At 73.7% G+C, this 26,390-nt stretch carries 20 protein-coding genes; 7 read left to right on the forward strand and 13 right to left on the reverse strand.

Going from position 1 to position 26,390, the window contains the following annotated elements:
* Nucleotides 1-15: 15 nt before the first annotated feature.
* From SMA5143A_RS30800 to SMA5143A_RS30820, 5 genes are all read right to left on the reverse strand, one after another.
* Complete coding sequence (locus tag SMA5143A_RS30800) at nt 16-1,062, reverse strand: ketoacyl-ACP synthase III family protein (RefSeq protein ID WP_107466061.1); 1,047 nt, start codon at nt 1,060-1,062, stop codon at nt 16-18.
* A 26-nt stretch (nt 1,063-1,088) separates the two neighbouring features.
* Nucleotides 1,089-2,711 (reverse strand): phosphopantetheine-binding protein, encoded by a 1,623-nt coding sequence (locus SMA5143A_RS30805; protein WP_107466062.1) that lies wholly within the window; start codon nt 2,709-2,711, stop codon nt 1,089-1,091.
* A complete protein-coding gene (locus SMA5143A_RS30810) occupies nt 2,701-4,287 on the reverse strand; it encodes a class I adenylate-forming enzyme family protein (protein WP_107466064.1) in 1,587 nt (528 codons plus the stop codon). The genes SMA5143A_RS30805 and SMA5143A_RS30810 overlap by 11 nt, the downstream gene beginning before the upstream one ends.
* Nucleotides 4,284-5,348, reverse strand: coding sequence for a ketoacyl-ACP synthase III family protein (locus SMA5143A_RS30815; RefSeq protein WP_107466066.1), 1,065 nt, complete (start codon nt 5,346-5,348; stop codon nt 4,284-4,286). The genes SMA5143A_RS30810 and SMA5143A_RS30815 overlap by 4 nt, the downstream gene beginning before the upstream one ends.
* 264 nt (nt 5,349-5,612) lie before the next feature.
* On the reverse strand, nt 5,613-6,869 hold the full coding sequence (locus tag SMA5143A_RS30820) for an MFS transporter (protein WP_107466067.1): 1,257 nt from the start codon (nt 6,867-6,869) through the stop codon (nt 5,613-5,615).
* 192 nt (nt 6,870-7,061) lie between these two features.
* Here SMA5143A_RS30820 and SMA5143A_RS30825 point away from each other — a divergent pair, with 192 nt between their 5' ends.
* A complete protein-coding gene (locus SMA5143A_RS30825) occupies nt 7,062-8,783 on the forward strand; it encodes an MFS transporter (protein WP_258193831.1) in 1,722 nt (573 codons plus the stop codon).
* A 455-nt stretch (nt 8,784-9,238) separates the two neighbouring features.
* On the opposite strand, the gene SMA5143A_RS30835 is transcribed toward SMA5143A_RS30825, so the two are convergent.
* Both SMA5143A_RS30835 and SMA5143A_RS30840 read right to left on the reverse strand, forming a co-directional pair.
* Nucleotides 9,239-10,030, reverse strand: coding sequence for a thioesterase II family protein (locus tag SMA5143A_RS30835; protein ID WP_257233853.1), 792 nt, complete (start codon nt 10,028-10,030; stop codon nt 9,239-9,241).
* Nucleotides 10,031-10,227: 197 nt separating this feature from the next.
* A complete protein-coding gene (locus SMA5143A_RS30840) occupies nt 10,228-11,064 on the reverse strand; it encodes an AfsR/SARP family transcriptional regulator (RefSeq protein WP_107466069.1) in 837 nt (278 codons plus the stop codon).
* A 253-nt stretch (nt 11,065-11,317) separates the two neighbouring features.
* Here SMA5143A_RS30840 and SMA5143A_RS30845 point away from each other — a divergent pair, with 253 nt between their 5' ends.
* From SMA5143A_RS30845 to SMA5143A_RS30860, 4 genes are all read left to right on the forward strand, one after another.
* Entirely contained in the window at nt 11,318-11,683 is a 366-nt protein-coding gene (locus tag SMA5143A_RS30845; protein ID WP_258193832.1) for a TIGR04351 family putative TOMM peptide, read from the forward strand.
* On the forward strand, nt 11,680-14,064 hold the full coding sequence (locus SMA5143A_RS30850; RefSeq protein ID WP_107466070.1) for a TOMM precursor leader peptide-binding protein: 2,385 nt from the start codon (nt 11,680-11,682) through the stop codon (nt 14,062-14,064). Before SMA5143A_RS30845 ends, SMA5143A_RS30850 begins: the two co-directional genes overlap by 4 nt.
* Before the next feature lie 60 nt (nt 14,065-14,124).
* Complete coding sequence (locus SMA5143A_RS30855; protein ID WP_107466072.1) at nt 14,125-15,750, forward strand: SagB/ThcOx family dehydrogenase; 1,626 nt, start codon at nt 14,125-14,127, stop codon at nt 15,748-15,750.
* A 79-nt stretch (nt 15,751-15,829) separates the two neighbouring features.
* Entirely contained in the window at nt 15,830-17,071 is a 1,242-nt protein-coding gene (locus tag SMA5143A_RS30860) for a sensor histidine kinase (protein WP_107466074.1), read from the forward strand.
* An 80-nt stretch (nt 17,072-17,151) separates the two neighbouring features.
* Here the strand turns inward: SMA5143A_RS30860 and SMA5143A_RS30865 are convergent, their stop codons facing one another.
* From SMA5143A_RS30865 to SMA5143A_RS30880, 4 genes are all read right to left on the reverse strand, one after another.
* Complete coding sequence (locus SMA5143A_RS30865; RefSeq protein WP_055523101.1) at nt 17,152-17,757, reverse strand: response regulator transcription factor; 606 nt, start codon at nt 17,755-17,757, stop codon at nt 17,152-17,154.
* A 110-nt stretch (nt 17,758-17,867) separates the two neighbouring features.
* Nucleotides 17,868-18,935 (reverse strand): ScbA/BarX family gamma-butyrolactone biosynthesis protein, encoded by a 1,068-nt coding sequence (locus SMA5143A_RS30870; RefSeq protein WP_107466076.1) that lies wholly within the window; start codon nt 18,933-18,935, stop codon nt 17,868-17,870.
* A 68-nt stretch (nt 18,936-19,003) separates the two neighbouring features.
* A complete protein-coding gene (locus tag SMA5143A_RS30875) occupies nt 19,004-20,650 on the reverse strand; it encodes an FAD-dependent monooxygenase (protein ID WP_107466078.1) in 1,647 nt (548 codons plus the stop codon).
* A complete protein-coding gene (locus SMA5143A_RS30880) occupies nt 20,647-21,393 on the reverse strand; it encodes an HAD family hydrolase (protein WP_258193833.1) in 747 nt (248 codons plus the stop codon). Before SMA5143A_RS30880 ends, SMA5143A_RS30875 begins: the two co-directional genes overlap by 4 nt.
* On the opposite strand from SMA5143A_RS30880, the gene SMA5143A_RS30885 reads away from it, so the two are divergent.
* Nucleotides 21,383-21,664 (forward strand): hypothetical protein, encoded by a 282-nt coding sequence (locus tag SMA5143A_RS30885; RefSeq protein ID WP_146193977.1) that lies wholly within the window; start codon nt 21,383-21,385, stop codon nt 21,662-21,664. The two genes, SMA5143A_RS30880 and SMA5143A_RS30885, sit on opposite strands and share 11 nt — an antisense overlap.
* Before the next feature lie 441 nt (nt 21,665-22,105).
* Here the strand turns inward: SMA5143A_RS30885 and SMA5143A_RS30890 are convergent, their stop codons facing one another.
* A complete protein-coding gene (locus SMA5143A_RS30890; protein WP_107466081.1) occupies nt 22,106-24,481 on the reverse strand; it encodes an MMPL family transporter in 2,376 nt (791 codons plus the stop codon).
* A gap of 70 nt (nt 24,482-24,551) precedes the next feature.
* Nucleotides 24,552-25,583: an SMP-30/gluconolactonase/LRE family protein gene (locus SMA5143A_RS30895; protein ID WP_107466083.1), complete on the reverse strand. Its 1,032-nt coding sequence runs from the start codon at nt 25,581-25,583 to the stop codon at nt 24,552-24,554.
* Between the two features lie 382 nt (nt 25,584-25,965).
* Here SMA5143A_RS30895 and SMA5143A_RS30900 point away from each other — a divergent pair.
* Nucleotides 25,966-26,390 (forward strand): 2-oxoacid:acceptor oxidoreductase family protein (locus SMA5143A_RS30900; protein WP_181362077.1); only part of this gene is annotated, 425 nt, incomplete at its 3' end.

Below are 26,390 nucleotides of genomic sequence, written 5' to 3' on the forward strand. Positions count from 1 at the left end.
GCGTGGGACGGCCCGTCACCGCCCGCCGCCGCGGAAGGGCTCCCACCGCGGTGCGTCGATGATCTCCACGACGGCGCAGGTGCAGCTGAACCCGGAGCCGCCGCCGACGAACAGGACCCGGTCGCCCGCGGCCAACTCCCCCCGCTCCAGCAGGTCGTTGAAGCCGGCGATCTGGTCGCCGGCGCCCAGGTGACCCACCGTGCGGGAGAACTCCCAGGTGGCGCGCTCCACGGGGATGCAAAGCAGCTGCGGCACCTGCCACTCCAGCCGGCTGCGTCCGCTGGAGAGGGTCACCACCCGGTCGACGTCCGTCCTGGCCATGCCGGCGTCGGCCAGCACGGTGTCCACCACGCCGTTCACCACCGCCGCGACCCGCTCGGTGGCCTCCCGGACACCGCCGTGGGTGCGCATGTAGTGCCCCACCCGGCCCAGCAGGTCCAGCGGTTCACCGGACGGCAGGGGGCGCAGTCCGGGGCCCCGCACCACGGCCTCCAGGGAGTTGTCGGCGCCGGTGGCCGTGGACAGCAGACGGGCGAAGCCGCCCCGCGCGGACAGCAGCAGCGCGGTGGCGCCGTCGCCGTAGACGAATCCGGGCTCGCTGCTCCAGCGGCGCACCAGGGGCGCCCCGAAACGGTCCGCGGTGGTGACCATCGCGGCTCCGGTGCCCGGGCGCGCGGCGACCTGGCGGGCGGCCATCTCCAGCGCGCCGAGGCCGCCGTTGCACTCCTGCTCCAGCCCGTACGCGGGCACGCCCCGGCCGAGCGCGTGGCCGGCCACGTAGGAGGCGGCGGGCCACATCTCGACGCCCTGGAACCAGATGCCGCTGTGGATCAGCAGCTCCACGTCGGAGGCGTCCACCCCGGACCGCTTCAGCGCGGTCGTCGCGGCGTGGACGGCCATGTCCGGTGGGGCCATGGACTCGTCGGCGACGGAGACGGAGACGATCTCGTCCGCCGCGTACTGCTCCGCGTCGTACGCGCCGGACTCCACGGCCGACCGGGCGTCCTCGGGTTCGCCCAGCCACACCCCCGTCCCGGCGACGTACACACCTTCCCACTGCATGAGGTCTCCTCTCCGGTCGCCGGCGGTCAGGCCGAGCCGACGGACTGCTCCCGCAGGGCGGCCACCACACGCCACAGGGAGGCGGGGGTGGCGAAGGTGTCGGCCATCAGCTCGGAGTCGGGTACGGCGATGCCGTACGTCTCCTCCACGCGGACCAGGACCTCCACCATCGCGAGCGAGTCGAGGCCCGCCGCCTTGAGGCTGCTGTCGGCCTGGAGTTCGCCCTTGGCGGCGAGCCGGGGCAGGGCCTCCAGCAGCAGCGCCTCGAACGTCGCGTCCCAGGGGGCGGCCGGTTCGTCCGCCGCGGCGGGCGCCGCCTGAGTGGTCGTCTCGGTCATGGTGGTGAGGTCCTCCGTACGGGATCCGGTGTGGGGGGCGACGGTGTGGCGCCGCAAGTCCAGGCGGGTGGCGGAGACGGTCTCGCCGCCGTCCACGACGATCTCGGCGGGCGCCGGGTGGCCGAGGAAACCGAGCAGGCTCGCGGAGAGCCCGTAGGCGCCCACGTTGGGGAAGGCCAGCAGGTCGCCCGCGCGCAGCCCCGGCAGTTCGGCCGCGCGGGCGAGGATGTCGGCGGGGGTGCACAGCGGGCCGGCGAGGGTCACGGTGGCCGCCTCGCGGTCGGCGGGCTCGTCGGCCGCCCGGCCGGTGTCCGCGAGCGGCTGGGCGTTCAGGGGCAGCAGCCGGCCGAGGCCGGACAGGCCGCCCAGGTGGTTGATGCCGGAGTCGAGGACCGCGTAGGTGCTGCCGCGGCTGTTCTTCACGTCGGTGACGGTGACCACCAGTCGGCCGCTGTCGCCGATGAGATAGCGCCCGGACTCGAAGGCGATGACCGGTTCGCCGTCCCGCCAGCCCGGCAGGTGCTCGTCGAGCACGGCGGTCAGGACCGTGCGCAGCCTGCCGTACACGGGCCGCTCGCCGGGGTTCGCGTACGGGGCGGCGAAGCCTCCGCCGAGGTCCAGCAGGTGCAGGGGGATGCCGAGTTCCTCCCGGAGCTGGGCGGCGGTGCGCACGCTCTGGGCGAGTTCGGCGATGAGGCCGTCCTCGTCGCGGGAGTTGGTGAGCGGGAAGAAGTGCATCCCGACGATCCGGACGCCCTTCACCAGGAGCCTCGCCCCGTGCTCGGCCAGGTCGTCGAGGTCGAAGCCGAACTGGGAGGGGCCGCCGGTCATCCGCAGCCCGGCCTGGCCGGGCGCCCCGGCGGCGTTGATCCGCAGGACGCAGTCCGCGGTGACCCCGTGGGCGTCGGCGGCGGCGCCGATCCGCTCCAGGTCGCCGAAGGACTCGGCGGAGAAGGTGCGCATCCCCGCCGCGATCGCCTCGTCGAGCTCCGCGGGCACCTTGCCGGGGCCGGAGTACATCAGTTCCGCCGCCGGGTGGCCCGCTTCGAGGGCCGCGGCGAGCTCCCCGCGCGAGGTGACCTCGGCGCGGGCCCCGCCCCGGCGCAGCTCGGCGACGAGATCGGGATGGGAGTTGGCCTTCAGGGAGTAGTAGACGCGGCACGGCTGGGGCAGGGCGGCCCGCAGGTCCTCCAGGGAGGCGCGCACGCGGGCCAGGTCGTAGATGTAGAGGGGGCTGCCGTACTGCTCGACGAGCCGGCGGGCCGTCAGGTCGTCGGCGGGGTGCCCGGTGCGGTCGTGGTCAGTTGCCATCGGTGCCCTCCATGAGCCGTCGGCGCAGCTCCTTGCGGTCGGTCTTGCCGTTGGGGGTGAGCGGGAGCGCGGGCAGGATGTGGCAGACGTCCGGCACCTTGGCGGGCTCCAGACGGTCGCCGAGCCGGGCCAGCACCTGCTCGCCGGTGACGTCCGGGGTCTCGCCGACGACGAACAGGACCATGTCGCGGTCCTCCTCGGGGACGAGGAGCGCCGCCTCCCGGACGCCGTCGATGTCGAGGACGGCGGCCTCGATCTCGACGGAACTCATGCGTGAGCCGCGCCGCTTGAACAGGTCGTCCCTGCGGCCCTGGAAGTAGACGTGGCCGTCCGCGTCGAGCCGGCCGTAGTCACCGGTGTGCAGGGTGACGGGGCCGCCGTCGGCGCCGGGCCGGAAGCGCAGCGCGGTCTGCTCCGGGGCCCGCCAGTAGCCGGCCATGACATGCGGGCCGCGCACCACGATCTCGCCGGTCTCCCCGGTCGGCAGCGGCCGGCCGTCGTCGTCGACGACGAGCACCTCGGTGCCGGGCAGCGCGGGCCCCACCGAGCCGGGGCGGGCCAGGTCGCCGTCGGGCTCCAGGATGGTGATCCGCTTGCACTCGGTGGTGCCGTACATGGGGGCGACCGACGCGCCGGGGAAGGTCTCCCGCAGGGTGGCGATGAGCGGGGCGTTGAGGGCGGCGCCGGTGTTGGTGAACAGGCGGATCCGGGTGGGCCGCGGGTCGCGGGAGGCGAGCTTGACGAGGAGTTCGCCGAGCGACGGCACGAGGGGCACGACGGTCGCGCCGTGGTCCCGGGCGAAGCCGAGCAGCCGGGCGTGGTCGGCGGGGCCCGACAGCAGCAGTTCGGCGCCGGCCAGCGCGCTGAGGAAGACCTGGTAGAGGCCGTAGTCGAAGGAGAGCGGGACGGCGGTGAGCACGATGTCGTCGGGGCGGTAGTTCAGCCGGGCCTGGATGGCGCGGGCGGCGAACGCCACGGGCCCGTGCGGGCAGGCCACCCCCTTGGGCGCCGCGGTGCTGCCCGAGGTGTAGATGAGCAGGGCGAGCCGGTCGGCGGGCACCTCGGTCTGGGTACGGGCGTCCGGGTCGGCCGGACCGGACAGGTCCAGCTCGGACACGACGGCGACCGGCACCTCGGACGGCCAGCTCAGGCCGTCGGCACCGTCGCGCTCGGCGTCCTGGACGACGATCAGCGAGGGTTCGGCGTCGGCGATCACCGACTGGAGGTGGAAGGCCTTCATGCCCGGGTTGATCGGCACCAGGACGGCGCCGCTGCGCCAGGTCCCGTAGAGCAGGGCGGTGAACTCCTTGACGCTGTCGACGCGCGCGAGCACCCGGTCGCCGGGGCGGATGCCGCGGCGGTGCAGTTCCCTGGCGAAGGAGTCGGCGGCGGCGTCGAGTTCGGCGTACGTCCACACGCCGTAGCGGTCCCGCACGGCGGGGGCGTCGGGGTGCCGGGTGGCGGCGGCGGTGAGGAACACCTCCGCGGCGTTGTCGACCCGGGGGGCGGTGTCGGTGCCCACGGCGTTGTCGATCAGTGCCGTGCCGGGGAAGGTTCCGATCACGGTCGCGGTCATCGCTGCTCCTCGGGTGTCTGCGGGTCGGCGGCCGGGGTCGTCCAGCCCGGTGTGCGGAGGATCTCCAGGACGGCGCAACTGGCGGTGCCGGGGCCCGCGGAGAGCATCAGCACGCGGTCGCCCGGGCGCAGTGCGCCGGTCTCGGCGAGGTCGTTCAGCGCGGCGAACTGGTCGCCGGCGCCGAGGTGTCCGGTGCGGCGGCCGAACTCCCAGGTGGTGCGCTCCTCGGGCACCCCCAGCAGCTGCTCGGCCTGCCACTGCATCTTGCTGCGGCCGCCGGTCGGGATGACGGCGTGGGCCAGCTCGTCCGGGGTGGTCCCGGCCTCGGCCAGGGCGTCGTCGACGGCGCCCTTGACCATGGCGACCAGCCGGTCGGTGGCCTCGCGGATGTTGCCGCCGCGGGAGCGCAGGTAGTGGGCGAACCGTTCGGCGTGCTCGTACGGCTCCTGGGTGGGCAGCGGGGTGAGGCCCGCTCCCCTGGCCAGCGCCTCCATGCGGTTGTCGGCGCGGGTCACGGTCGACAGGACGCGGGCGAAGCCGTCGCGGTTGGAGAGGACCAGGGCGGTGCCGCCGTCGGCGTAGACGAGGCCCGCCTCCGCGCTCCAGCGGTGGATGAGCGGCTCGGCGAAGCGGTCGGCGGTGGTGAGCACCACCGCGGCCTCGTCCTGTTCGGTGGTCAGCTGCCGGGCGGCCAGCTCCAGCGAGCCGACGGCCGCGTTGCACTCCTGCTTCACCTCGAACGCCGGTACGCCCCAGTGGACGGCGTGGTCGGCGACGTAGGACGCCACGGGCCACATGGTCTGGCCCTGGAACCAGACGTAGTTGTGCAGCAGCAGACGCACGGTCTCCGGGGCGAGACCGGACCGCTTGAGCGCGGTGGTGGCGGCCTGCACCGCCATGTCGGGGGGCGGGACGTCCTCACCGGCCACCCGGACGGACAGCAGGCCGTCCGCCTCGAACTGCTCGGGGTCGTAGTCACCCGCCTCCACGGCGGCGCGGGCGGAGAACGGTTCGGGGAGCCAGGCCCCCGTCCCCGCCACGTAAACGCTTTCCCAGCGCATGGTTCTCCCATCGTCGGTTGGCTCACCCATGGATGACCGGGCAGCCGGGCCGCACGGCCGGGCTCCTGGGATCCGCCCTGCCGGGATCGTCGGCCCTGACGCTTTGGCCCGACTAAAGACCGGGGGCGGGCTCGGGGCGGGGGCGGGAGGACGAGACTGGGTGTCAGCGCGCGGGGTGGAGCGGGAACGCTCGTGCCCCGGCTGCCGTTCGGGCAGCCGGGGCACGACCGGGTGGGCGCCGCGCCGGGGGACGCGCGGGCGCCGTCAGCCGACAGTGGTCCTGGGCGCCTCGGGACGCGGGGCGCGGGCGGAGGAGTCGGCCGGTTTAGGCGCGGCCAGGGAACGGGCCACCAGCAGGACGCACAGCACCAGCAGCAGCGGCACGCACATGGCCGCGCGGTAGGAGACGGCCGCTCCGACGGCCCCGACCAGGGGTGGGCCGATCAGGAATCCCACGTAGTTGAAGAGGCTGACGCGTGCCACGGCGGTGTCCTCGGCCCCCGGCAGCCGCTGCGCGCCGATCACGAGGGCCTGGGGGATGATCACGGACAGCCCCACACCGAGCACGGCGAAACCGAGGACGGCGGTCAGGGGTTCCGGCGCCGCGGCGACGACGGCGAACCCCAGGGCGGCGAGCACGGCGCCCGCCCGCACCACGGCCGCCGCGCCCCACCGCTGCACCCAGCCGTCACCGAGCGCGCGGCCCAGCAGGGTGGCCACCATGTAGAGGCCGTACGGGACGGTCGCCATCGCCTCCGAGCTGTGGAGGGTGTCCTCCAGGAACTTGGCGCTCCAGTTGGTCGCGGTGGAGTCCGCGACGACGGACACCGCCATGATCAGGCAGAGCGGCAGCAGCGGCTTCCAGGGGACGCCACGCCGGCCGCCCGGCCGCGCCTCGGGCGTCCCGGCGGCGGTCGGGGCGGTGGACGGAGCGCCGCTCCCGGCACCCGGCCCGTCCGGGCGCACGTCGAGGCGGGGGCCGGCCGCCACCGCGGCAGGGAGCAGCATGACGACCGAGGAGGCGAACACGGTGAACAGCGAAAGGTGCCAGTGGGCGCCGGCCCAGGACAGGGCGGCGCCGAGGATGCCGCCGAGGCTCGCGGCGCCGTGGAAGCCCAGCATGATGCTGCGGCCGTAGCCGCGCTGGATCCCCACGCCGGTCATGTTCAGGCTGGCCTCCATGGCGCCCACCAGCAGCCCGAAGGCCACCAGGCACACGGCGAGTTGCCAGACGGCCTGGCCCGCCCCGACCCCGGCGAGCGCCAGGCAGATCCCCGGCTGGACGACCCTCACCACGAGGGACGAGGGGACCCGGCGGACCACCCGCGAGGCGGTGACCGTGCCGACGCCGGCCAGGACCGGGACCGCCGCGAGGAACAGCGGCAGCTCGGCGTCGCTGAGGCCGTACCGGTCCTGGATCGCCGGGATACGGGTGACCAGCAGGGCGAAGACCGCGCCGTGGACGAAAAAGATCAGCAGTAGTGCGGAGCGGGACTGCCGCAGCCGAACCGGGAGCTCCATGGCACCTCCTTCGGTGTTCGCCGCCGCTCACCCGAGGGCAGCACCGCCGGGACCGTAGGGAGCGGCGCTGAAGCGCGGCTTGAGCGGACGGCGGCCCGGACCGGGACGGCGGGCCCGCCGCAAGTCCCCCTTCAGCGGGTCCCGTGAGGGTGGCGGGGACCGCTGTGCCCGCCACCGACGGAGGACCGAACCATGACCGGCACCGAGACCGCGGATCCCCGCCGCTGGTGGATCCTCGGTGTGCTCTCCCTCGCCCTGTTCGCGATCGTGCTCAACAACGGCCTGCTCAACGTGGCCATCCCCCAGATGATGCGGAGCCTGGACGCCGACGTCGGCCAGATCCAGTTCATCGTGGACGGCTACGCCCTGGCCCTCGCCGGGGCGTTGCTGACCGCCGGAACGCTCTCCGACCGGTACGGCCACAAGCGCGCGACCCTGCTCGGCACGACCGTCTTCGGCGTGGGTTCGCTGGTCGGCATGACCGCGGACGGCACCGGCCAGCTGATCGGGGCGCGCGTGCTGATGGGGCTGGGTGCCGCGTGCATCATGCCCGGCACGCTCGCCGTCCTGGTCGACGTCTTCCCGCCGGCCGAGCGGGCCCGCGCGATCGGTGTGTGGAGCGGCTGCTCCGCGCTGGGGGTCGCGGCCGGGCCGGTGGTCGGCGGAGCCCTGGTCAGCCACTTCTGGTGGGGGTCGATCTTCCTGGTGAACCTGGTGCCGGTGGCCGTGGTGCTGGTCGCCGGGGCCCTGCTGCTGCCGGAGTCCGCCGATCCCTCGCCGCGCCGCCCCGACCCGGTGGGCGCGCTGCTCGGCACGGGCGCCATGGTGGGGCTGGTCTTCGGGACGATCCAGGCGGCCAAGCACGGCTGGACCTCCACGTGGCCGGTCACCGGCTTCACCGTGGCCGCCGTCGCGGGCGTCTGCTTCGTGCTGTGGGAGCGCCGGCACCCGTACCCCATGGTGGACTTCGCGCTGCTGCGCCGGGCGCCGTTCATCGGGGCGAGCGTGAGCATCCTGCTGCTGATGTTCGGCCTGGCGGGCACGCTCTTCGTCCTCACCCAGCGGTTGCAGTTCGCCTTCGGGTACGGGCCGCTGCGTGCCGGTCTCGCCGTGATGCCGGTGGCGTTCGCCGTGCTGCTCGGCACGATGGTGTGCCCCGCGGTGGTCCGCCGGGTCGGTCCCGGCGGCAGTGTCGCCGTGGGTCTGGCGCTCGGGGCGGCGGGGGTGCTGGTCCTCGGCCGGGTGGGCGAGGGTTACGCGCCGGTGCTCGCCGGGCTGGTCCTCGCGGGGATCGGCTTCGGGCTGGCGATGGGGCCCACGACGGACGTGGTGATGTCCCTGGTGCCGCCGGAGCGGTCGGGTGCGACGGGTTCGCTGGACATGACGATGCAGGAGTTCGGCAACGCGCTGGGGGTCGCCGTGGTCGGCAGTGTGCTGGCCCACAGCTACACGAACGCGATGACCGACGCCGGCCGGCCGCCGGCGGCGAGGCGCACGCTGGAGAACGCCCTGGCACTCGCCGAACGCACCGGGGGCGACGCGGGAGCGGCGCTCGCCGCGGCCGCGAGGTCGGCCTTCGACCACGCCGCCGGGGTGGGCCTGACCGTGGCGGCGGCCGGCGTGGCGACCGGCGCGGTGGTCGCCGCCCTGCTGATGCCGGGCCGCACGGCCGCCGGGGAGGCGGAAGCCCCGGTCGAGGACACCGACGCCCCCGGAGCCCCGGCCCCGGCCCCGGAGATGCCGTCGAAGACCCCGGCCCCGGACACCCCGGCCTCGGAGATCCCGGCCCCGGAGATCCCGGCCCCGGAGATCCCGGCCCCGGAGATCCCGGCCCCGGAGATCCCAGCTCCGGAGATCCCAGCCCCGGAGATCCCGGCCTCGGAGATCCCGACGGGGCGGACGCCCGTCGGCTGAGCCGCTCTACCGGCGGCGCCTCGCGAACGAACGACCGCCCCGGCACGCGAGACGACGGCCCGACCGACGGAGGGCGGTCCCTCGGACAGGCACCCCGGCGCGCGACACGACCGCCCGATCGACGGAGGGCCGCCCTCGGACACGCCGCCCGGCGAGGCCAAGGCACCGCCCAGCCGACGCGAGGCCGCTCCTCGACCGGGCGTCCAGCACACCGAACCACATCCCGGCCCGCCGACGGCCGCCTCGCGGACAGGCCGTCCGGCGCGCGTAGTGACCGTAGGGGTGGGCGCGGACTGCGGCTCGTGCGGCAGCCCGGCGGTGTTCGGTGTGCGAGCATTCGCGTCCTCGGGTGAGCGGTTCCCCGCACGCGAACGGCCGCCTCCCCTCCCTGAGTTCGGGAGGGGAGGCGGCCTCTCGGAGTTGCCCCGGAGGGCCTCGTGCCGGAGGAGGGCGCGTCAGTCGCTCGGGGCTCCCACCAGGTCCATGCCGAGCAGGTCGGCGATGTCGGTGTACCGGCTCAGGACCTCCGTGAGCCGGTCGAGGAAGGCGCTCTCCTGCTCCCTGATGTAGAAGTGGCCGCCCGGCACCACCACGGTCTCGCAGTGCACCGTGGAGTACAGGGACCACTCCCGTACCTCGGGGACGGTCACCAGCCGGTCCTCCGCGCCGGCGAACGTGTGCAGCGGAACCGGCAGCGGGGTGCGGTCCACGCTCCCGGCGCCCTCACAGAGCATCAGGTCGCCCCGGACGACGGGCAGCAGGGCCGCCAGCCATTCCGGGCGGTCCAGCAGCACCCGCGGCAGACCTCCCAGCGCGGACAGCCCGCGCATCAGCTCCATGTCGTCCGCCACGTAGCCGTGGGTGAGGGGCGGGGCGGGCAGATGCGGGGCCCGGTGCGCGCCGAGGAGGAGCGCGAGGGGCAGCCGTTCGCCGCGGGCCCGACGGTACTGCGCCAGGGCGAACGCGACAAGGGCTCCCATACTGTGCCCGAACAGCACGTGCGGACCGTCGAGTTCCTCGCCGAGCTCCCGGTCCAGATCGGCCACGAGCGCGGGGAGGTCGGTGAAGCGCGGCTCCGCCATCCGGCCCTCACGGCCGGGCAACTGCACCGGCAGCACCTCCACGCCGGATCCCAGCCACCGCTGCCAGCCCGCGTAGGCGGAGGCACCGCCACCCGCGTAGGGGAAGCAGAACATGCGCAGGCGACCGTCGTGGCGTGTGCCACCGCGTCTCAGGTATCGCGTCATAGTGCCCCGGAACTCCTCTCGTCACGCGGTGGCCACCAGGTGACCAGCCCCCGCAGTGCCCACAGCGTCGGGAGCGGCGCTTAAGGGCCGCCAAACGACGACAGAGTCCGAAGAGATCCGAAGAGAGAGGTACGTCCCCGATCGCCCGCGCGGCCGGCCGACCGCCGGGCGGACAGGGGCCCGCGGCGGGGCGCCGGTCAGACCGAGGCGGGGGTCAGGGGCCTGAGGCGTGGCGCGGCGCCCTCGGACACGGTCGGTTCGGGGGACTCCAGGACGGGGTCGGCCCGCAGGATCGCCTGGTGCAGCCGCTGCAACCGCGTCGACGGCTCCAACGCCAGCTCACGGATGAGGCACTGACGCAGCCTCTGGTAGATGCCGAGGGCGTGGGAGGGCCGGCCGCAGCGGTACAGCGCCAGCATCAGCTGGGCGTGCACGGTCTCGTGCAGGGGGTGCTGGGCGGCCAGCGCGGTCAGCTCCCCGAGCAGCGCGGCGTGCCGGCCGAGCCGCATGTCCGCCTCGATCCTGGCGTCGAGGGCACCCAGCCTGGTCTCCTCCAGCCGTACCGTCTCCACCTCCAGCGCCCGGCCGATCTGCACGTCGGCCAGGGCGGGGCCGCGCCACAGCGCCAGCGCCTGGTGCAGCAGGACGGACGCCTCCCGGACGGAGCCCTCGCGCAGGGCCGTCTGCCCGGCAGCGGACAGCCGCTGGAACTCCGTCGCGTCACAGGGGCCGGCCACGTCGAGCGCGTAGCCGCCGTACCGTGTGCACAGGACGTCCTTCGGCCCGCGCACCGCGGTCGGGCCCAGCGCCGTCGCCAGCCGGCGGCGCAGTTGCCGTATGTAGGTCTGGAGGGTCGCGGGCGCGGTGCGTGGCGGCGCGTCCCCCCACAGTTCGTCGAGCAGGGTGGACACGGTCACGACCTGGCCGGCGTGCAGAGCCAGCAGGGCGAGCACCTGGCGGGGCTTGGCCGCGCTGGGCACTACGGACGTGTGGTCGAGCTGGGCGACGAGCGGCCCCAGGACCCGGACCTCCATTGTGGTTCTCCCTCCAGCCAAAACCGCTCGGCTTGCGTTTCCGAGCGCTCCACAGTGGCATGGCGGGCCACGCCACTCCCAGTGAGCGCTTCATCGGCGCCGCGTGAATAACGGAGGCGGTGACCCATGACGAATTCACATGGGAGGCATGAGGGGAACACTGTCGGTGACGACCCCGCTGCCCGAAGAATCCTGTCTGCCGGTCCGATCACGGCGACTTCCGATCCATACACAGGTCTTTGCGGAGGGCAACGTGCACGAAGGCGTTATTTCCACTCTCGACGGTACGTCCGCCACGGAGCAGACCGTGGCCTTCGACCGGATGCCCGGCCAGGAACTGCGGTTCATGGAACTGGTCGCACGTGCGTGGTTGGAGCCGGAGCTGTCACGCCGCTACCAGGTGGACGCCACATCGGTGCTCGACGAGTTCGGCGTCACGCTCGCCCACGGGCAGCAGCCCCCCTCGCTGCCCGAGAACCCGGTCGGTGAACTGACCATCGAGGAGCTCTCCCAGCCGACGACCACGCACGCGTTCCTCTGCTTCTGCCTGACCGAGGACGTGTCCCCCGAGGCCCGTTACACGTCGTCGGGGACCGGCGGCCGGAGGATCGTGCGGTGACCGCCGTCTTCGGTGAGCGTCCCGCGCAACCGTCGAGGACGCACGACCCGCGGCTCGTGGGCTTCCGCAGTCACCTGAGAGCGGAGGTCGTCGCCGACGACGCCGCGTACCTCCTGTCCGACCGGGGGGTGACCGCGTTGCAGGGCGATCACATCGAGGCCCTGGTCCCCCTGTTGGACGGCACCAGGGACCTGCCGTCCCTGCTGCGGGACGCGGCCCCCGAGATACCGCCCGAGCAGGTCGGCCGGCTGATCGCGCGGCTCGCCCAGGCCGGTCTCGTGGGCTATTCGGCGCCGGTCGCGGTCGCGGGCGGTGCCGAGGAGGCGGGCCGGCCGGCCCGCGCGTTCTGGGAGCTGGCGGGCCTGGACGGCACGGTGGCGCTGCGGCGGCTGGCGGCCGCCCCGCTGGAGGTCCTCACGGTGGGCGGCGCGTGCGCCGAGGGGGTGCTGGAGGCGTGCCGGGCAGCGGGGCTCGCGGTGGCCGGGAACGGACGAGCACACGGCGCGCACGGCGGGGCCGGGAACGACCTCGCCTCGCTGTCCCTCGTCGTGTGCGACGACTACCTGAACCCCGAACTGCGTGAGATCGACGCCCTGCACCGGGCCACGGGGCGGCCCTGGCTGTTGTCCCGGCCCGGTGGTTCCACGGCGTGGGTGGGTCCGGTGTTCCAGCCGGACTCCGGCCCCTGCTGGTCGTGCCTGGCCCACCGGCTGCGCGGCCACCGGCTGTGCGAGGCGCCGGTGCGGCGGGCGCTCGGCCTGACCGGCCCGGTCCCCCGGCCGGCCGCCCAGGTGCCGCCGTCCGCGGCCGCCGCCGCGCAGCTCGCGGCGCTGGAGACGGCGAAGTGGCTGGCCGGCTACCGCTATCCGGGCCAGTCCGCGGTCCTGACCCTGGACACCCTCGCCCTGACGACCCGTCACCATGAGTTGCGGCGGCGCCCCCAGTGCCCGGACTGCGGTGACCCCGGCCTCGTCGCACGTCAGGTGCGGCAGCCGGTGACGCTGGTCTCCCGGCCGAAGGCCCCGTACGCGGGGGGCGGGCACCGGGCGCTCTCCCCGCAGGAGGTCCGCGACCGGTACGCGCATCTGGTCAGCCCGGTGACCGGGGTGATCGAGGAGATCCGCAGGGACCCGCGGGCACCGTCGGGCCTGCACTGCTATCTGGCCGGCCGCAACGCCGCGCTGGGCGGAACCGACCTGGCGCGGCTGCGGGCCGGGCTGCGTCACCTCAGCGGCGGAAAGGGCGCCACCGCGCTCGACGCCGAGGTGAGCGCCATGTGCGAGGCGCTGGAGCGGTACAGCGGCACCCTCCAGGGGGACGAGCCGCGCACCAGGGACAGCCTGCGGGGCCTGGGCGACATCGCCGTCTCCCCGGACGCCTGCCAGCTGTTCGCCCCCCGCCAGTTCCGCGACCGGGAGCGGTGGAACGCCCTGCACGACGCGTTCCAGTACGTTCCCGAGCCGTTCGACGACCGGGCCCCGGTCGACTGGACGCCGGTGTGGTCGCTCACCGAGCAGCGGCAGCGGCTGCTGCCGACCGGCATGCTGTACTTCCCCGGGGCCGCCGACGGGTCGTCCCGGCCGGTGGCCGGCAGGCGCTCGCTGCGCGCCGACTCCAACGGCAACGCCGCGGGCAGCAGCCCGGAGGACGCGATCCTGCACGGCTTCCTGGAGCTGGTGGAACGGGACGCCGTCGCCCTGTGGTGGTACAACCGCACCCGGCAGCCCGGTGTGCGGCTGCACGGCGCCGACGGCTTCGGCGACGCCTGGACCGAGGAACTCCTCGACCGGTACCGGCACATGAACCGTGAGGTGTGGGTCCTGGACCTCACCTCCGACCTGGGCGTGCCGGTGTTCGCGGCGGTGTCGCGGCGCACCGACAAACCCGCAGAGGACATCATGTTCGGGTTCGGGGCGCACTTCGACCCGGCGGTGGCGCTGCGCCGCGCGCTGACCGAGATGAACCAGCTGCTGCCCGCGGTGGTCGACGCACGGCCCGACGGCACGGGCTACGGCACGACGGCGCCCGAACCGCTCGGCTGGTGGTGGGGGGCGACCGTGGCCACGCAGCCGTATCTGCTGCCCGACCCCTCGCTCCCGGCGCGCGGTCCGGCCGACTTCGCCTTCCGCAACCGGCCGGACCTGCGGGACGACGTCGAGGCCGTCGTCGAGCTGCTGCGCGGGCACGGCATGGACCTGCTGGTGCTCGACCAGACGAGGCCCGACATCGGGATCCCGGTGGTGAAGGTCGTCGTACCGGGGCTGCGGCACTTCTGGGCCCGGTTCGCGCCCGGCCGGCTGTTCGACGTGCCGGTGCGGCTGGGCCGGCTGGCCGCGCCGACACCGTACGAGGACCTCAACCCCGTCCCCTTGTTCCTCTGACTGTTCATCTGCACGGGACGGCGCCCCACCGCCGTCCCCGTCATGCCCCCAGGAGCCCCTATGACCGCCGAGAGGCCGTTGAGCACCGTCGTGACACCGCAGGGCGAGAGGCGCTGCGTCGCCCTGTGGTCGCTCCGCGAGGACGTCCTGGTGGACATGGGCGGCCCGACCAGTCCCGTGGTGCTCTCCGGCCGGTGGGGCGAGACCCGGCTGCACCGGGCGGGCCCGCTGGTCCGCGAGGCGCTGCGGCGGATGAGCCTCGGCCCGATCTCGCTGGCCAACGTGGCGGCCGAGCTGGCCGCCGACAGCTCCGTGCGCCCCTCCTCCCCCGGGGGGCGCACGGCCACTGTCACGGGTGCGCAGGCCGAGATCCTGATGGTGCTGCACCGGTTGCAGCACATGGTGGTGCGTTCACTGACGCTGGAGGGCGCCGACCATCCCCTGTTGTCGGTGGTGCCGATCGCGCAGTCGGCCCGGTTCCGGCCGGACGCCGTCGACCGGCGGCGTCCGGTGCGGCTGTCCCGCTTCGCGTTCCTGCGCAGCGAGGGCGAGGGGTTCGTGCTGGAGGGGCCGGTGTCGCTGTACCGGGTCGTCCTGCACGCTCCGGAGGCCGCGTGGGTCGTGAGCATGCTCGGCCGCGCGCTCACGGTCGACGAGATCGCCGCGGCCGTGCCGCTGCCCGCCGCGGTGGTCGCCGAGATCGTCGGCCATCTGCTGGGGACCGGCATGGTGCTCTCCGCGGAGCAGCCGTCGCCCGCCGCCGACCACGGCGGTCCGGGCGGGTACGAGGAGGGCCGGGGCGGCGGTGACCCGGTGCCGTCCTTCGCGGAGGACCGGGACCCGGCGCTGCTGTCGTGGGGCGCCGTCGACCTGCTCTTCCACAGCCGCTCCACGCTCGGCCGGCACGACGCGGACTTCGGCGCGACGTATCCGCTGGCCGGGCGGCTGCCCCCGGCCCCGGCCGTCAAGCCGCTGCCGGACGGCCCGCGTCTCGCGCTGCCCCGGCCGGCCCTGAGCGAGGTGACGGCCCAGGACCCGCCGCTGACCACCGTGGTGGAGGAGCGCCAGAGCATCCGGAGTTTCGGCGCGGAGCCGCTCACGGCCGCCGTGCTGGGCGAGTTCCTGTACCGGGCGCTGCGGGTCCGCGGTCTGCACGAGCGGCAGGGCGAGGGCCGGCAGGAGGAGGCGTACACCGACCGGCCGTACCCCAGCGGCGGCCGCGCCTACGAGTTGGAGTTCTATCTCACCATCCGGGACTGCGCCGGCATCCCGTCGGGCACCCACTACTACGCGCCGCTGGAGCACTGCCTGGTGCAGGTCGGTGACGGGGAGACGGACCCGGCGACGGCGGAGCTGGTCGCGGAGGCGCAGATCAGCGCCGGACTGGTGGACCCGCCCGCGGTGGTCATCACCATCACCTCGCGCATCCACCGGCTGTCCTGGAAGTACAGCGGCCTCCCCTACGCGCTGACGCTGAAGCACGTTGGCGCGGTCATTCAGAACTTGTATCTGATCGGCACCGCGATGGGCCTGGCCGCGTGCGCCCTGGGGAGCGGTGACGTCGAGCTGGCCGCCCGCACCACCGGCACGGACTGGCTGACCGAGCCCAGTGTCGGGGGATTCGTCCTGGGCATGGCTCCGCAACTTTCACCAACCATTCCTTTAAATCGCACAGTTGGTCCATGAGTCCTGCATTTAATACTTACAGTTCAATGATCCCGCATACACTGGTCGCTCCTTGATCCCGTTCTGGTGAGGGGCTTTCATGGAGGCAGCCGCGCCGACCGCAGAGACACAGGTCGACCGCTCCTTAGGAGAGACCGCCACCGGCGGGGCCGGCGGCAATCCCACCCTGTCGGCGGCGGTGCGCGCCCTGGGCCTCAGTGCCCCGCCGCCGCGGCTCGCCCAGAGTGTCGTCCTGATCGTCGAGTGCGGCTTCGTCCTGACCGGCTTCCTGAACATCGCCGACGCGAGGCCGGGTCCGTTGACGCTCGTCGCCTCGGCCCTCGGCTTCAGCCTGGTCTTCCTTCTTCAACTCGTGCACACCACCCAGCGTCTGCGGCGGTTCCGGGCCCGCTGGTACCGGTGGACGCTCACCCTGCAGGCCCTGCTGACGTATCTCCCGCTGTTCGTCCTGGGATTCGGCTGGGGCGGGATGGCCGGCTTCCTGGGCGCCTCCCTGCTGCTGGTGCTCCGGCCGACGGTGGCCTGGCCGCTGTTCGGGCTGGTCGCCGCGACGGCCGCGGGCACCGGCCCCCTGCTGGGCATGCACTTCGTCGGCTCGGTGTACATCGCCGTCTCCACGGTGCTGACGGGGCTGATCGTGTACGGCCTGAACCGGCTCGCCCAGCTGGTGGTCGAGGTGCACGCGGCCCAGACGGAACTCGCCCGGCTGGCCGTCACCCAGGAGCGGCTCCGCTTCGCCAGGGACCTGCACGACCTGCTCGGCTACAGCCTGTCGGCGGTGACCCTGAAGAGCGAACTGGCGTGCCGCCTGGTGCCCGCGGCCCCCGAGCGGGCCCTGGAGGAGCTCAAGAGCATCCTGGAGATCTCCCGGCAGGCCCTCTCCGACGTGCGCACGGTCGCCCGCGGCTACCGGGACATGTCGCTGTCCACGGAGGCGGTGTCGGCGCAGGCGGTCCTGGCGGCCGCCGGCATCCAGGCGGAGGTGGAGTGCCGGGTGGACCTTCCCGAGGGTGAGGTGAGCACCATCCTGGCGACCGTGCTCCGCGAGGCCATCACCAACCTGCTGCGCCACAGCAAGGCGGAGCACTGCCGGATCCAGTTCCGCGGGACGTCGTCGGGCGATCTGGTGCTCACCATCGCCAACGACGGGGTGCAGAAGACCGCCACGGCCTTCCGGGACCTGTCGGACGGCTCGGACGGCAGCGGCCTGGGCAATCTGCAGTTCCGGCTCGCCTCGATCGGGGGCCATCTGCAGTCGGGGCTGGACGAGGCGGGCTGGTTCGTCCTGCGGGCCGCGGTCCCGCTGGGTCAGGCCGGCTGAGAGCCGCGGGCGGGGACCGGTGAGGAGTGCGGAGCCGCGGGCCGGACGGGGGCGTCGCGCCCCGTCCGGCCCGCGGCCTCTCACAGCCAGCCGCTCTCCCTGGCGACCCGGATCGCGTCGACCCGGTTGCGGGCGTTGAGCTTGGTGACCACCGTCGTCAGGTAGTTGCGCACCGTCCCCACGGACAGGAACAGCAGGCGCGCGATGTCCGCGGCCTCCGCCCCGTCCGCGGCGAGCCGCAGCACCTCCGTCTCACGGGGCGTCAGCGGGTTCTCCCCGTTGTCCAGGGCCGCCAGGGCCAGCTGGGGGTCGATCACCCGCTTGCCGGCCGCGACGTCCCGGACCGCGTCGGCCAGCCGGTCCGGCGGCGCGTCCTTGAGGAGGAAACCGCCCACCTGGGCCGCGAGCGCCTTGCGGAGCGTGCCCGGCCGGCCGAGGCTGGTCAGGATCAACGTGCGGCACGAGGGCAGCTGTTGGGCCAGCTGGGCCGCCGCGCTCAGGCCGTCGAGGCCGGGCAGGTCGACATCGATGATGGCGACATCCGGCTGGTGCTCCAGTGCCGTGGGGAGGATCCGGTCCCCGCGTTCGACCTCGGCCACGACCGTGAGGTCACCCTCCAAGGCCAGCAGTGCCACCAGGGCCCCACGGACCATGTGCATGTCCTCGGCGAGCAGAATGCGTATCACTGTGCTCCCCCCGGGGGGCCGAGAAGGTCACGTCGGCCCGATTGACGAGGACATTACTTGACAGAGGGTGTCCGTAAAAGATCAGAGAGCGATTTCCTTTAAACTTCACCTTAATCCTGGGCCCACTGCGCCACCTCGATCCGCATGGCGGTGGTGACGGTGCTCTCCTGCACGGCCTGCACCTCGACCGGGATGGTGAAGGTGCCCAGTTCCTCGTCGGAACGGAACCCTCCGACCGTTGCCCGAAGGCTGGTGATGCGGTCCAGCTCGGCGTAGTCGGTGAAGTCGGTTTCTATGGACGCGATCGACAGGCTGCACGGGTCGAGACCGTGCAGCCGCGCCACGGAGGCCACCGCCAACTGCCGCGCCGCCTCCATCTGCAGATGGCCCGGCACATGGTCCAGCGGGTGGTCGAAGACGTGCGGGTGGCTGGTGTCCACCACCAACTGGCAGGAGAAACCGCCCTGTTCACCGTCCGCGACGGGTTCGGTGACGAACACGTTCCTGGCGTCGCGGCGGCCCACGGCGTACGGTTCGGCCGCCGTGAAGCGCGGCAGCAGGAAACCGGGGTGGTCCGGCAGCTGCCGCCTGCTCCGCATGGCCTGGTAGGCGACCCTGGACAGGATCAGCAGCCCGCCCTCCCCGCGCATCGCGGGCCGACCGTCGACCGCGACGTCCCCGGTGAAGGTGAACCCCTGGACGCGGCCCGCCCGGTTGCGCCGGGTCCGCACGGTCACCTCGACCCGCAGGTCCGCCGGCCGCCGCCCGATGCGCAGCGGTTCGAACGCGGTGACCCGCAGCCTGAGGTCACGGAAGATGAACGCCGAACCCAGCTCCACCCCGAGATGGCGGTGGGCGATCAGGACCCCGGCCTGCCGCACCACTTCCACCAGCAGCGTGAAGTCGTACGACGGGGAGGCCTCCCCGATCAGGTGGCCGCGCGGCAACTGGGCGGCGACGGCGAAGGTGTCCTCACCCGTCTCGGCGGAGTCGGTGACGAAGACCTCGGCGATCGAGGCCCGGTGGACGAGGGTGCGGGGAACGGTCGCGTCGTAGCTCAGCTCCACCTCGGCGGCCCCCGGACGCTCCGGGGCCGCCTCGGAGACGCGGGGGTCCACGACGGCGGACGCGGTGGCGGACGTGACGGCCGACGTGGTGGCGGACGTGGACATGCTCATGGTCGGTCCTTCCAAGGAAGTCTGGGTGTCGCGATCAGTCGACTCGCGAGGGGGTTGGCCGGGCCCGCTCAGGGCCGCAGGGACGGCACCGGTGCCGTGAGGGGCTCACGGGACGGCAGCCGGGCGAGGAGCGCGTCGAGGCCGGCCGGGGCGGAGCGGGCGGCGACGACCCCGTCCGGACGCACGTAGGCGACCCACGGGGAGCCGGCGGCGCCGAGCGTGCGGCCCTGGTCCCGGGCGACGACCAACTCGCCTCCCTCGTGCGGTACGTGCGCGGCGGCGGCGTCGGCGGGCTGGATCCACAGCACCTGGGCCGTGTCGCCCACTCCCCGCTCCCGCACGACCCGCGCGGCGCGTACGGCCGCCTCACCGGCCGTCCCCGCGCCGTACACCAGCAGCGTGTGCCGTCCGGCCGCCAGATGGTCGTGCAGCGACGTCGCGGCCGTGCCGAGCACCGGGGTCAGCGCCGCGTCGGGCGCCCGGCGACCGGGCTTCAGCGTGCGCGGCACGCCCGCCACGGCGTCGGACGCGGCCACCGCCGGGCTCCCTGAGTGGTCCAGGTCGAGTTGGGCGAGCAGGGGGATCGCCTTGCGCTCCAGCAGCCCGGTGGCGGACAGCACCCGCATGACCGTGTTCCGCAGGAGCCGGGCCGCCGGACGGCGCAGCAGCCACATCCGGGTCTGCTGGTCACCGTTCGCGACCGCCCGGACGGACGCGGGACGCCGTTCGGCCTCGTAGCTGTCGAGCAGCGCCGGGTCGCCGCCGCGCACCACGGTCGCCAGCTTCCAGCCCACGTCGTAGCCGTCCTGGACACCGGTGTTGAGGCCCTGGCCACCGGCGGTGGTGTGGGCGTGCACCGCGTCGCCCGCCAGCAGCACCGGGCCCTCACGGAAGCGGGGGGCGACCTTGGCGTGCACCCGGAAGCGGCTGGTCCACCAGGTGCCGTGCAACCGCAGCCCGCCCGGACCCCGCTCGTCGAGGAGCCGCTGGAGCAGTTCCTCGGAGGGCGGATCGGTGCGCTCGTCCGGTTCCGTGTCGAAGAAGACCCGGTGGCCGTCGGGCTGCGGGACGATCACCAGCACCCCGTCGGGCGTGATGTGGTGCTGCACCTCGGCCTCCTCGGGCGCGCCCTCCAGCCGGCCGTCTCCGATGAGGAACGTACGGTCGAAGGTGTGGCCCTCGAAGGGGATGCCGACGCTGTCGCGCACCAGGCTGCGGGCGCCGTCGGCGGCGACGAGCCAGGGCACCGTCACCGTCTCCTGCGCGCCGCCCGCGCTCAGCGTCACGGTCACCGACTCCTCGGGGCCGCCGCGGTGGACGGTCACCGCCGTGGCCTCGGTCTCCCACTCGACGGCGCCGCCCAGCTCCGTCAGCCGCTCCAGCAGCGCCCGTTCGGTGACGGGCTGCGGTACGCAGAGGGGGCCGGGGAACGCGGTACCCGTCAGTCCGCCGAACCGCACACCCGCGATCCGCCTGCCCTTCGACCAGTACGACGCCCCGGCCAGCGGGAGGGCCGTCCCGGTGAGCTTCTCGGCGACCCCCAGGCGGTCCAGGCATTCCAGGGCGCCGCTCCACAGCACCAGCCCCTTGGGCGCGATGCCGGGGCCGGGACGCCGGTCGACGACACGGCAGGGCACGCCGAGGTCCCACAGGGCGCACGCGGCGGACAGCCCGGTGGGCCCGGCGCCGACGACGAGAACCGGGGTGGCGGTCATCGGGCACCTCCCGCGGCGCCGGCGGCCACGGCCACGGGGCGGTGGAGCAGGGCGGAGATCTCGCGGACGGCGCTGTCGGTGTCGGCGAACCGCACGGCGCGCATGCCGAGTTCGGCGGCGGCCCGGCAGTTCTCCTCCGTGTCGTCGACGAACAGGCAGCGCTTCGCCGGGGTGCCGAGCCGGTCGAGCAGGATCCGGTAGATCTCCGGTTCCGGCTTGCGTACGCCTTCCCGGTGCGAGTCCACGACCACGTCGAAGAGTTCGTCGACGGGCAGCTGGGCGCGCCACAGCGGCTCCCACTCGCGGACGTTGTTGGTCAGCAGGGCGAGCCGGTAGCCGTCGCGGCGCAGGGCCCTCAGGAAGGCCAGGAACGGCTCGTTGGCGCGTCGGCCCCGGAACCACAGCTCGCCGAAGCTCTGTCCGTCCGCGAGGATCCGGCCCGCCCCCTCGGGGAGTTCGGCGAGGATCCGGTCCACCATCTGCCGCTCGGTGATCGTGCCGGTCTCCAGGGCGGCCATCGGGGTCTCCCCGTGGCGCTCCGTCGCCGCCAGGAACGCCTGCGCCAGGTCGCCCGCGTCGATGTCGGCGAGTTCGGCGAAGGCGGCGAAGGTCTCCACGAGCGGGTTCGTGAGGACCCCTCCGTAGTCGACGACGACGGTGTCGACCGCCATGGCGCTCCCCTCGCCCACCGCGACGCGGCGTACGGGCCGGGCCTGCGGCCCGGTCTGGTGTGTGGATGTCATCGGGCTGTTCCCCCTTGCTCTGGTCGATCTGCTCGCTCTGATTGCTCGGTTTGCTCTGGGTGATCCGGTTGTGCTGGTGGATCCGGTTGTTCTGGGCGATCCGGTTGTGCTGGTGGATCCGGCTGTTCTGGGCGATCCGGTTGTTCCGGTGGATCCGGCTGTTCTGGGCGATCCGGCTGTTCTGGTGGATCCGGCTGTTCTGGTGGATCTGGCTGTTCTGGTGGTCCGGGAGATCCCTTGGGCCGGGATCGGGTGGCGGGTGCCGGAGTAGGTGGGTCGGGTGAACCGCTGGACCGGGCAGCCCGGTGGGCCGGGTCGAACCCGACCGAACCTGGCTGAACCGGTCGGGTCGGACGGCCCGGACGGCCCGGTCGGCCCGGTCGGGTCGGTCGGCTCGGTGGGGTGGGCGGGGTCGGTCGGGTCGGCCAGTCGTCGGCCGGTCCGGTCGCGGCCGTTCCACTGATCGCGGCCGGCCGGCTGCGGCCGGTACGGCGCGCAGGGCCGTTCGGGGCGGGCCCGGCGGTGCCGTGGCCACTCGGCCGGGTCGGGTGTCCGTGCGGCGCTGCCGCGGCGTCCGCCCGACGCGTTGCCCGGACGCTAACGGCGATCGCTTGCGCCCCGCCAAAGAGGTGCGGGAGGACCCGTCGAGGTCCTCCCGCACCCTGTTTCCCGCGTATTCACCTACTCGCGCGGCCATGTGGCCGTCGCGGCGTCAGCCGGAGTGTTTCCCGGCCGCCGCGCCGGCCCGTTCCCTCTCCTGCGTCACCGGCGCCGGTGTGTCCGCCGCGGACGGCGGGACGGCGGCGTCCGGCGTGTCCGGCGCGGCCGGGGCCGGTGTCGCCGGGGCCGGGCCGCCCTCACGGATGCCGAAGCGGGCGTGCAGGCGACGCAGCGGTCCGGGCGCCCACCAGGTCGCCCGGCCGGTGAGCGACAGCACCGCGGGGACGAGGAGCGTACGGATCACCATGGCGTCCATGAGGATGGCCAGGGCGACACCCAGTCCGAGCATCTTGGTGTTGGTGATGCGCGACGTGCCGATGGCCACCATGACCACCGACAGGACGATCGCGGCGGCGGTGATGACACCGCCGGTCGAGCGGATCCCCTCGACCACCGCGGCCTTGTGGTCGAGCGTCCGCTCCTGCTCCTCCTTGATGCGGGAGAGCAGGAAGACGCCGTAGTCCATGGAGAGTCCGAACGCGAGGCAGAACATCAGCACCGGGAGTGCCGTCTCGATGCTCCCGGTCGGGGTGAAGCCCAGCACTCCCGACAGGTGCCCGTCCTGGAAGACCCACACCACGGCGCCCAGCATCGCGGTGAGGCTCAGCGCGTTGAGCAGGACGGCCTGCAACGGCACCAGCACGCTGCCGGTGAGCAGGAACACCAGGACCAGCGTGGCGAGCACGATGATGCCGATCGCCCACGGCAGGCCGCGGCCGATGGCGGCCTGGCTGTCGATCAGGGCCGCGGTCGTCCCGGAGGTGTAGCTGGGGAAGTCGGCGTCGACGGCCCTGACGTCCCGCACCAGGTCCTTGCCCGCGTCGGAGACGGCCTCCACGCCGGGCACCACGGTGAGGTACGCGATCTCACCGGCGGCATGGCCCGGCTGCGCCGGTCCGGCTGCCCGGCCGTCCTGGTAGCTGCCGGTCGGCCCGTCCACCCGGATCACTCCGTCGAGCCGGGACAGCCGCTCGGCGTAGTCGCCGAGCTCGCCTGCGGGCGCGTCGCGGGTGACGACCTCGATCGCTCCGGTGGGGCTGCCCTGGAAGTGGTCCCTGATGTTCTCCTGCACCACGCGGGAGTCGGCGGAGGAGGGCAGCTGCCGGTAGTCGGCGGTGCCGAAGTCGACGTTCAGGAAGGGCGCGCCGAGCAGCAGCAGGACGGCCAGGGTGCCGGTGGCGACCAGCGGCGCGCGCCGCATCACTCCCCGGGCGAGCCGGGCCCAGCCGGCCCCGGGGGCCGCGGGCTCGGGGGTCTTTCGGGAACCGCGACGGACCAGCTTGCGCACGTCCCAGGCGTCGATCCGCCGGCCGAGGACGGCGAGCAGGGCCGGCAGCACCACCAGGGCGGCGACGGCGGCGAGGACGACGACGCTGATCCCGGCGTAGGCGAGGGACCGCAGGAAGTACAGCGGGAACACCATCATCGCGGCGAGCGACACGGCGACGGTCGCGGCCGAGAACAGCACGGTCCGCCCGGCGGTGTTGAGGGTGACGGCGAGCGCGGCGGGCGTGTCGCGGCCGGCGGCGAGTTCCTCGCGGTAGCGGCGCACGATGAGCAGCGCGTAGTCGATGGCGAGGCCGAGGCCGAGGGCGGTGGTGAGGTTGGTGGCGAAGACGGAGACGTCGGTGAAGGAGGTGAGGACCCGCAGCACCGCGTTGGTGCCGAGGATCGCGATGACGCCGATGCCGACGGGGAGCAGCGCGGCCACGGCGCTGCCGAACACGACCATGAGGATGAGGAGCGTGATCGGCAGCGCGATGACCTCGGCGCGCACGAGATCCTCGCGGATGAAGGTCTGCTGCTCGTTCTGGACGGCGACGCTGCCGCCGATGCGGACCGTGAGATCGCCCTGGCGTCCGTCGAAGTGCCCGACGATACGGTCCTTCAGGGTGCGGTCGGCCTCCAGTTCGTCCCCGGTGAGCCGGGCCACCACCAGGGCCTCCCGGCCGTCGTCGGAGCGCAGGGCCCCGGCGCCGGTGTCCCAGTAGGAGGTGACGCCGGTGACGCCCTTCTCGTCGGCGAGCCGGGCGGCGAGTTCCCGGCCCTGGCGTGCCACGTCGGCGTCGTCGACCCCGCCGTCGGTCCGCGCCAGCAGCACGAGGTTGGGGCGGGCCCCGGGGAACTCCCGTTCCAGGATGTCCGCGGCGTACGAGGACTCGGAGGACGGGTCGACGACACCGCCGCTGCCCCCGCTGCGCAGCCGGTCGGCGACGCCGCTGCCGAGGACGACGGCACCGGCCAGCAGGACCACGGTGAGGACGAGCAGCAACCGGGACCGGCGGGCGGTCAGCCCGGCGAGCGCGGTGAACAGGCCCCGGGGCGGGGCGGTTTCGGGGGGCGGGGTGGGTGTGGTGGCGGGGGACATGGGGGCTCCCGGAGGTCGGGGTGGGTGAGGTGCGGGCCGGCCGTACGCCCGGGGACGCCGACCGGTGTCGTCAGCGGCGACGCAGGTGGAACTGGCCGGGCGTGGTGGAGGGGACGCCGGTGAGGATCTCCCGGAGCCCGCCGCTGACCACGTAGTCGCCGTACGGGGTCACGGCGACGGTGGTGGGGTCCTCGAACGGCCAGGTCTGGTCCCGCACGGTGCGCGCGCTGCGCCAGCAGTCGGTGGACCGCAGCTCCAGGACGGCGTCGCGGCCGGGGCGGCCGTCGGCCGGTGACAGGTCGTTGGACACGACGACCAGGGAGCCGTCCGGGCGCAGGGCGATGCCGTCCATGGTGGCGGGCGCGCGGTCGAGGCGGACCTCGCTGACCTTGGGCCGCGCCGAGCGGGGGCGGTCGACGCGGAAGAGGCGGCCGCCGTCGTACTTGCCCATGAGGAGGAAACCGGCGGGGTGGTGGACGATGCCGTTGGGGCCGGTGGCCTCGGTGAGGAAGCGGTCGTCGCGGATGACGTGGAGGAGCCGGCCGGCGCGGCTGACCACGCTGATGGTGTCGACCCCGGTGTCGGTGACGTAGATGGTGCCCTCGCGGTCGACGGTGACGTCGTTGGCGCGGGGCTGGGCCTGTCCGTCGGACAGGTCGACCAGGTGCTGGACGGCACCTGTGTCGAGGTCGAAGACACCCACACCGGAGACCGGGGGCAGCGTCGGGTCGACGATGCCCATCAGCCGGAAGAAGTAGTCGGTGTAGGCGGCGAGGACGCGGCGGCGGGGCGCGTCCACGACGATGCCGAGAACCGACACACGGGCGAACGGGGCCACCAGCGGGGTCACGGTGCCGTCGGCGCGGACCACCGAGATGGTGCCCTGCGCACTGGACCCCACGAGGAAGGCCTTCCTCGTGGGGTCCCAGGCGACGCCCTCCGGGTACACGCCGGGGGCGGTGACGCTGAGGCTGCGCGGCAGCGGGCAGCGGGTGGACTTCGCGAACGCCGGCAGCGGGGTGGCGGCGACCGCCCCGCCCAGGGAGACCGCGGTGGCGAGTCTGAGCAGCGTGCGGCGGGAGGCCGGGGATGACACGTCCATGGTGTGCTCCTGGGAAAGGGGTGACGAAGTAACGGGAAAGTGGGCTGGGGCGACGCGTGGTCGCGCGGGCCGGGTCGTGTGATGGCGCACCTGATGCCCCGCTGGGGGGAAGCGCCGGGTCCGGCTGTCCAGCGGACATGGGAAAGGGTCCCGAGCCGCTCTGGAGAACCACTGAACCTGCGCTGAACCGGCCATGGGCGGGCCGGAAGCGGTGCACGGCGCCCGAGGGGGGCGCTTTGGTCCGGCGCAAGGCGGGCTGCCTAACGTCCCGGCCTGCCAGGTCCCGTCGGCGTGCCCGGCGTCCCCGAGTCACGGGAAGCGCCGACGGGGTCCGGCCCACGCAGCGGCGCCGGACAGCGGAAAGCCAGAGGAGACGAGTCGCGTGACGGTAGACACCGTGGACATCGAAGAGGCCGAGCCGACATCGGCCGGGATCCGCACCAAGGAGGTGCACCGTCTGGACCGGGTGGTCATTCGGTTCGCGGGTGATTCCGGTGACGGTATGCAGCTCACCGGTGACCGTTTCACCTCCGAGACCGCCTCGTTCGGCAACGACCTGTCAACCCTGCCGAACTTCCCCGCCGAGATCCGCGCCCCCGCCGGCACCCTGCCCGGCGTCTCCAGCTTCCAGCTCCACTTCGCCGACCACGACATCCTCACCCCCGGCGACGCCCCCAACGTCCTGGTCGCCATGAACCCCGCCGCCCTCAAAGCCAACATCACCGACATCCCCCGCGGCGCCGAGATCATCGTCAACACCGACGAATTCACCAAACGCGCCATGCAGAAAGTCGGCTACACCACCAA

It is taken from the genome of Streptomyces sp. MA5143a (assembly GCF_900290235.1).
GTDB lineage: Bacteria > Actinomycetota > Actinomycetes > Streptomycetales > Streptomycetaceae > Streptomyces.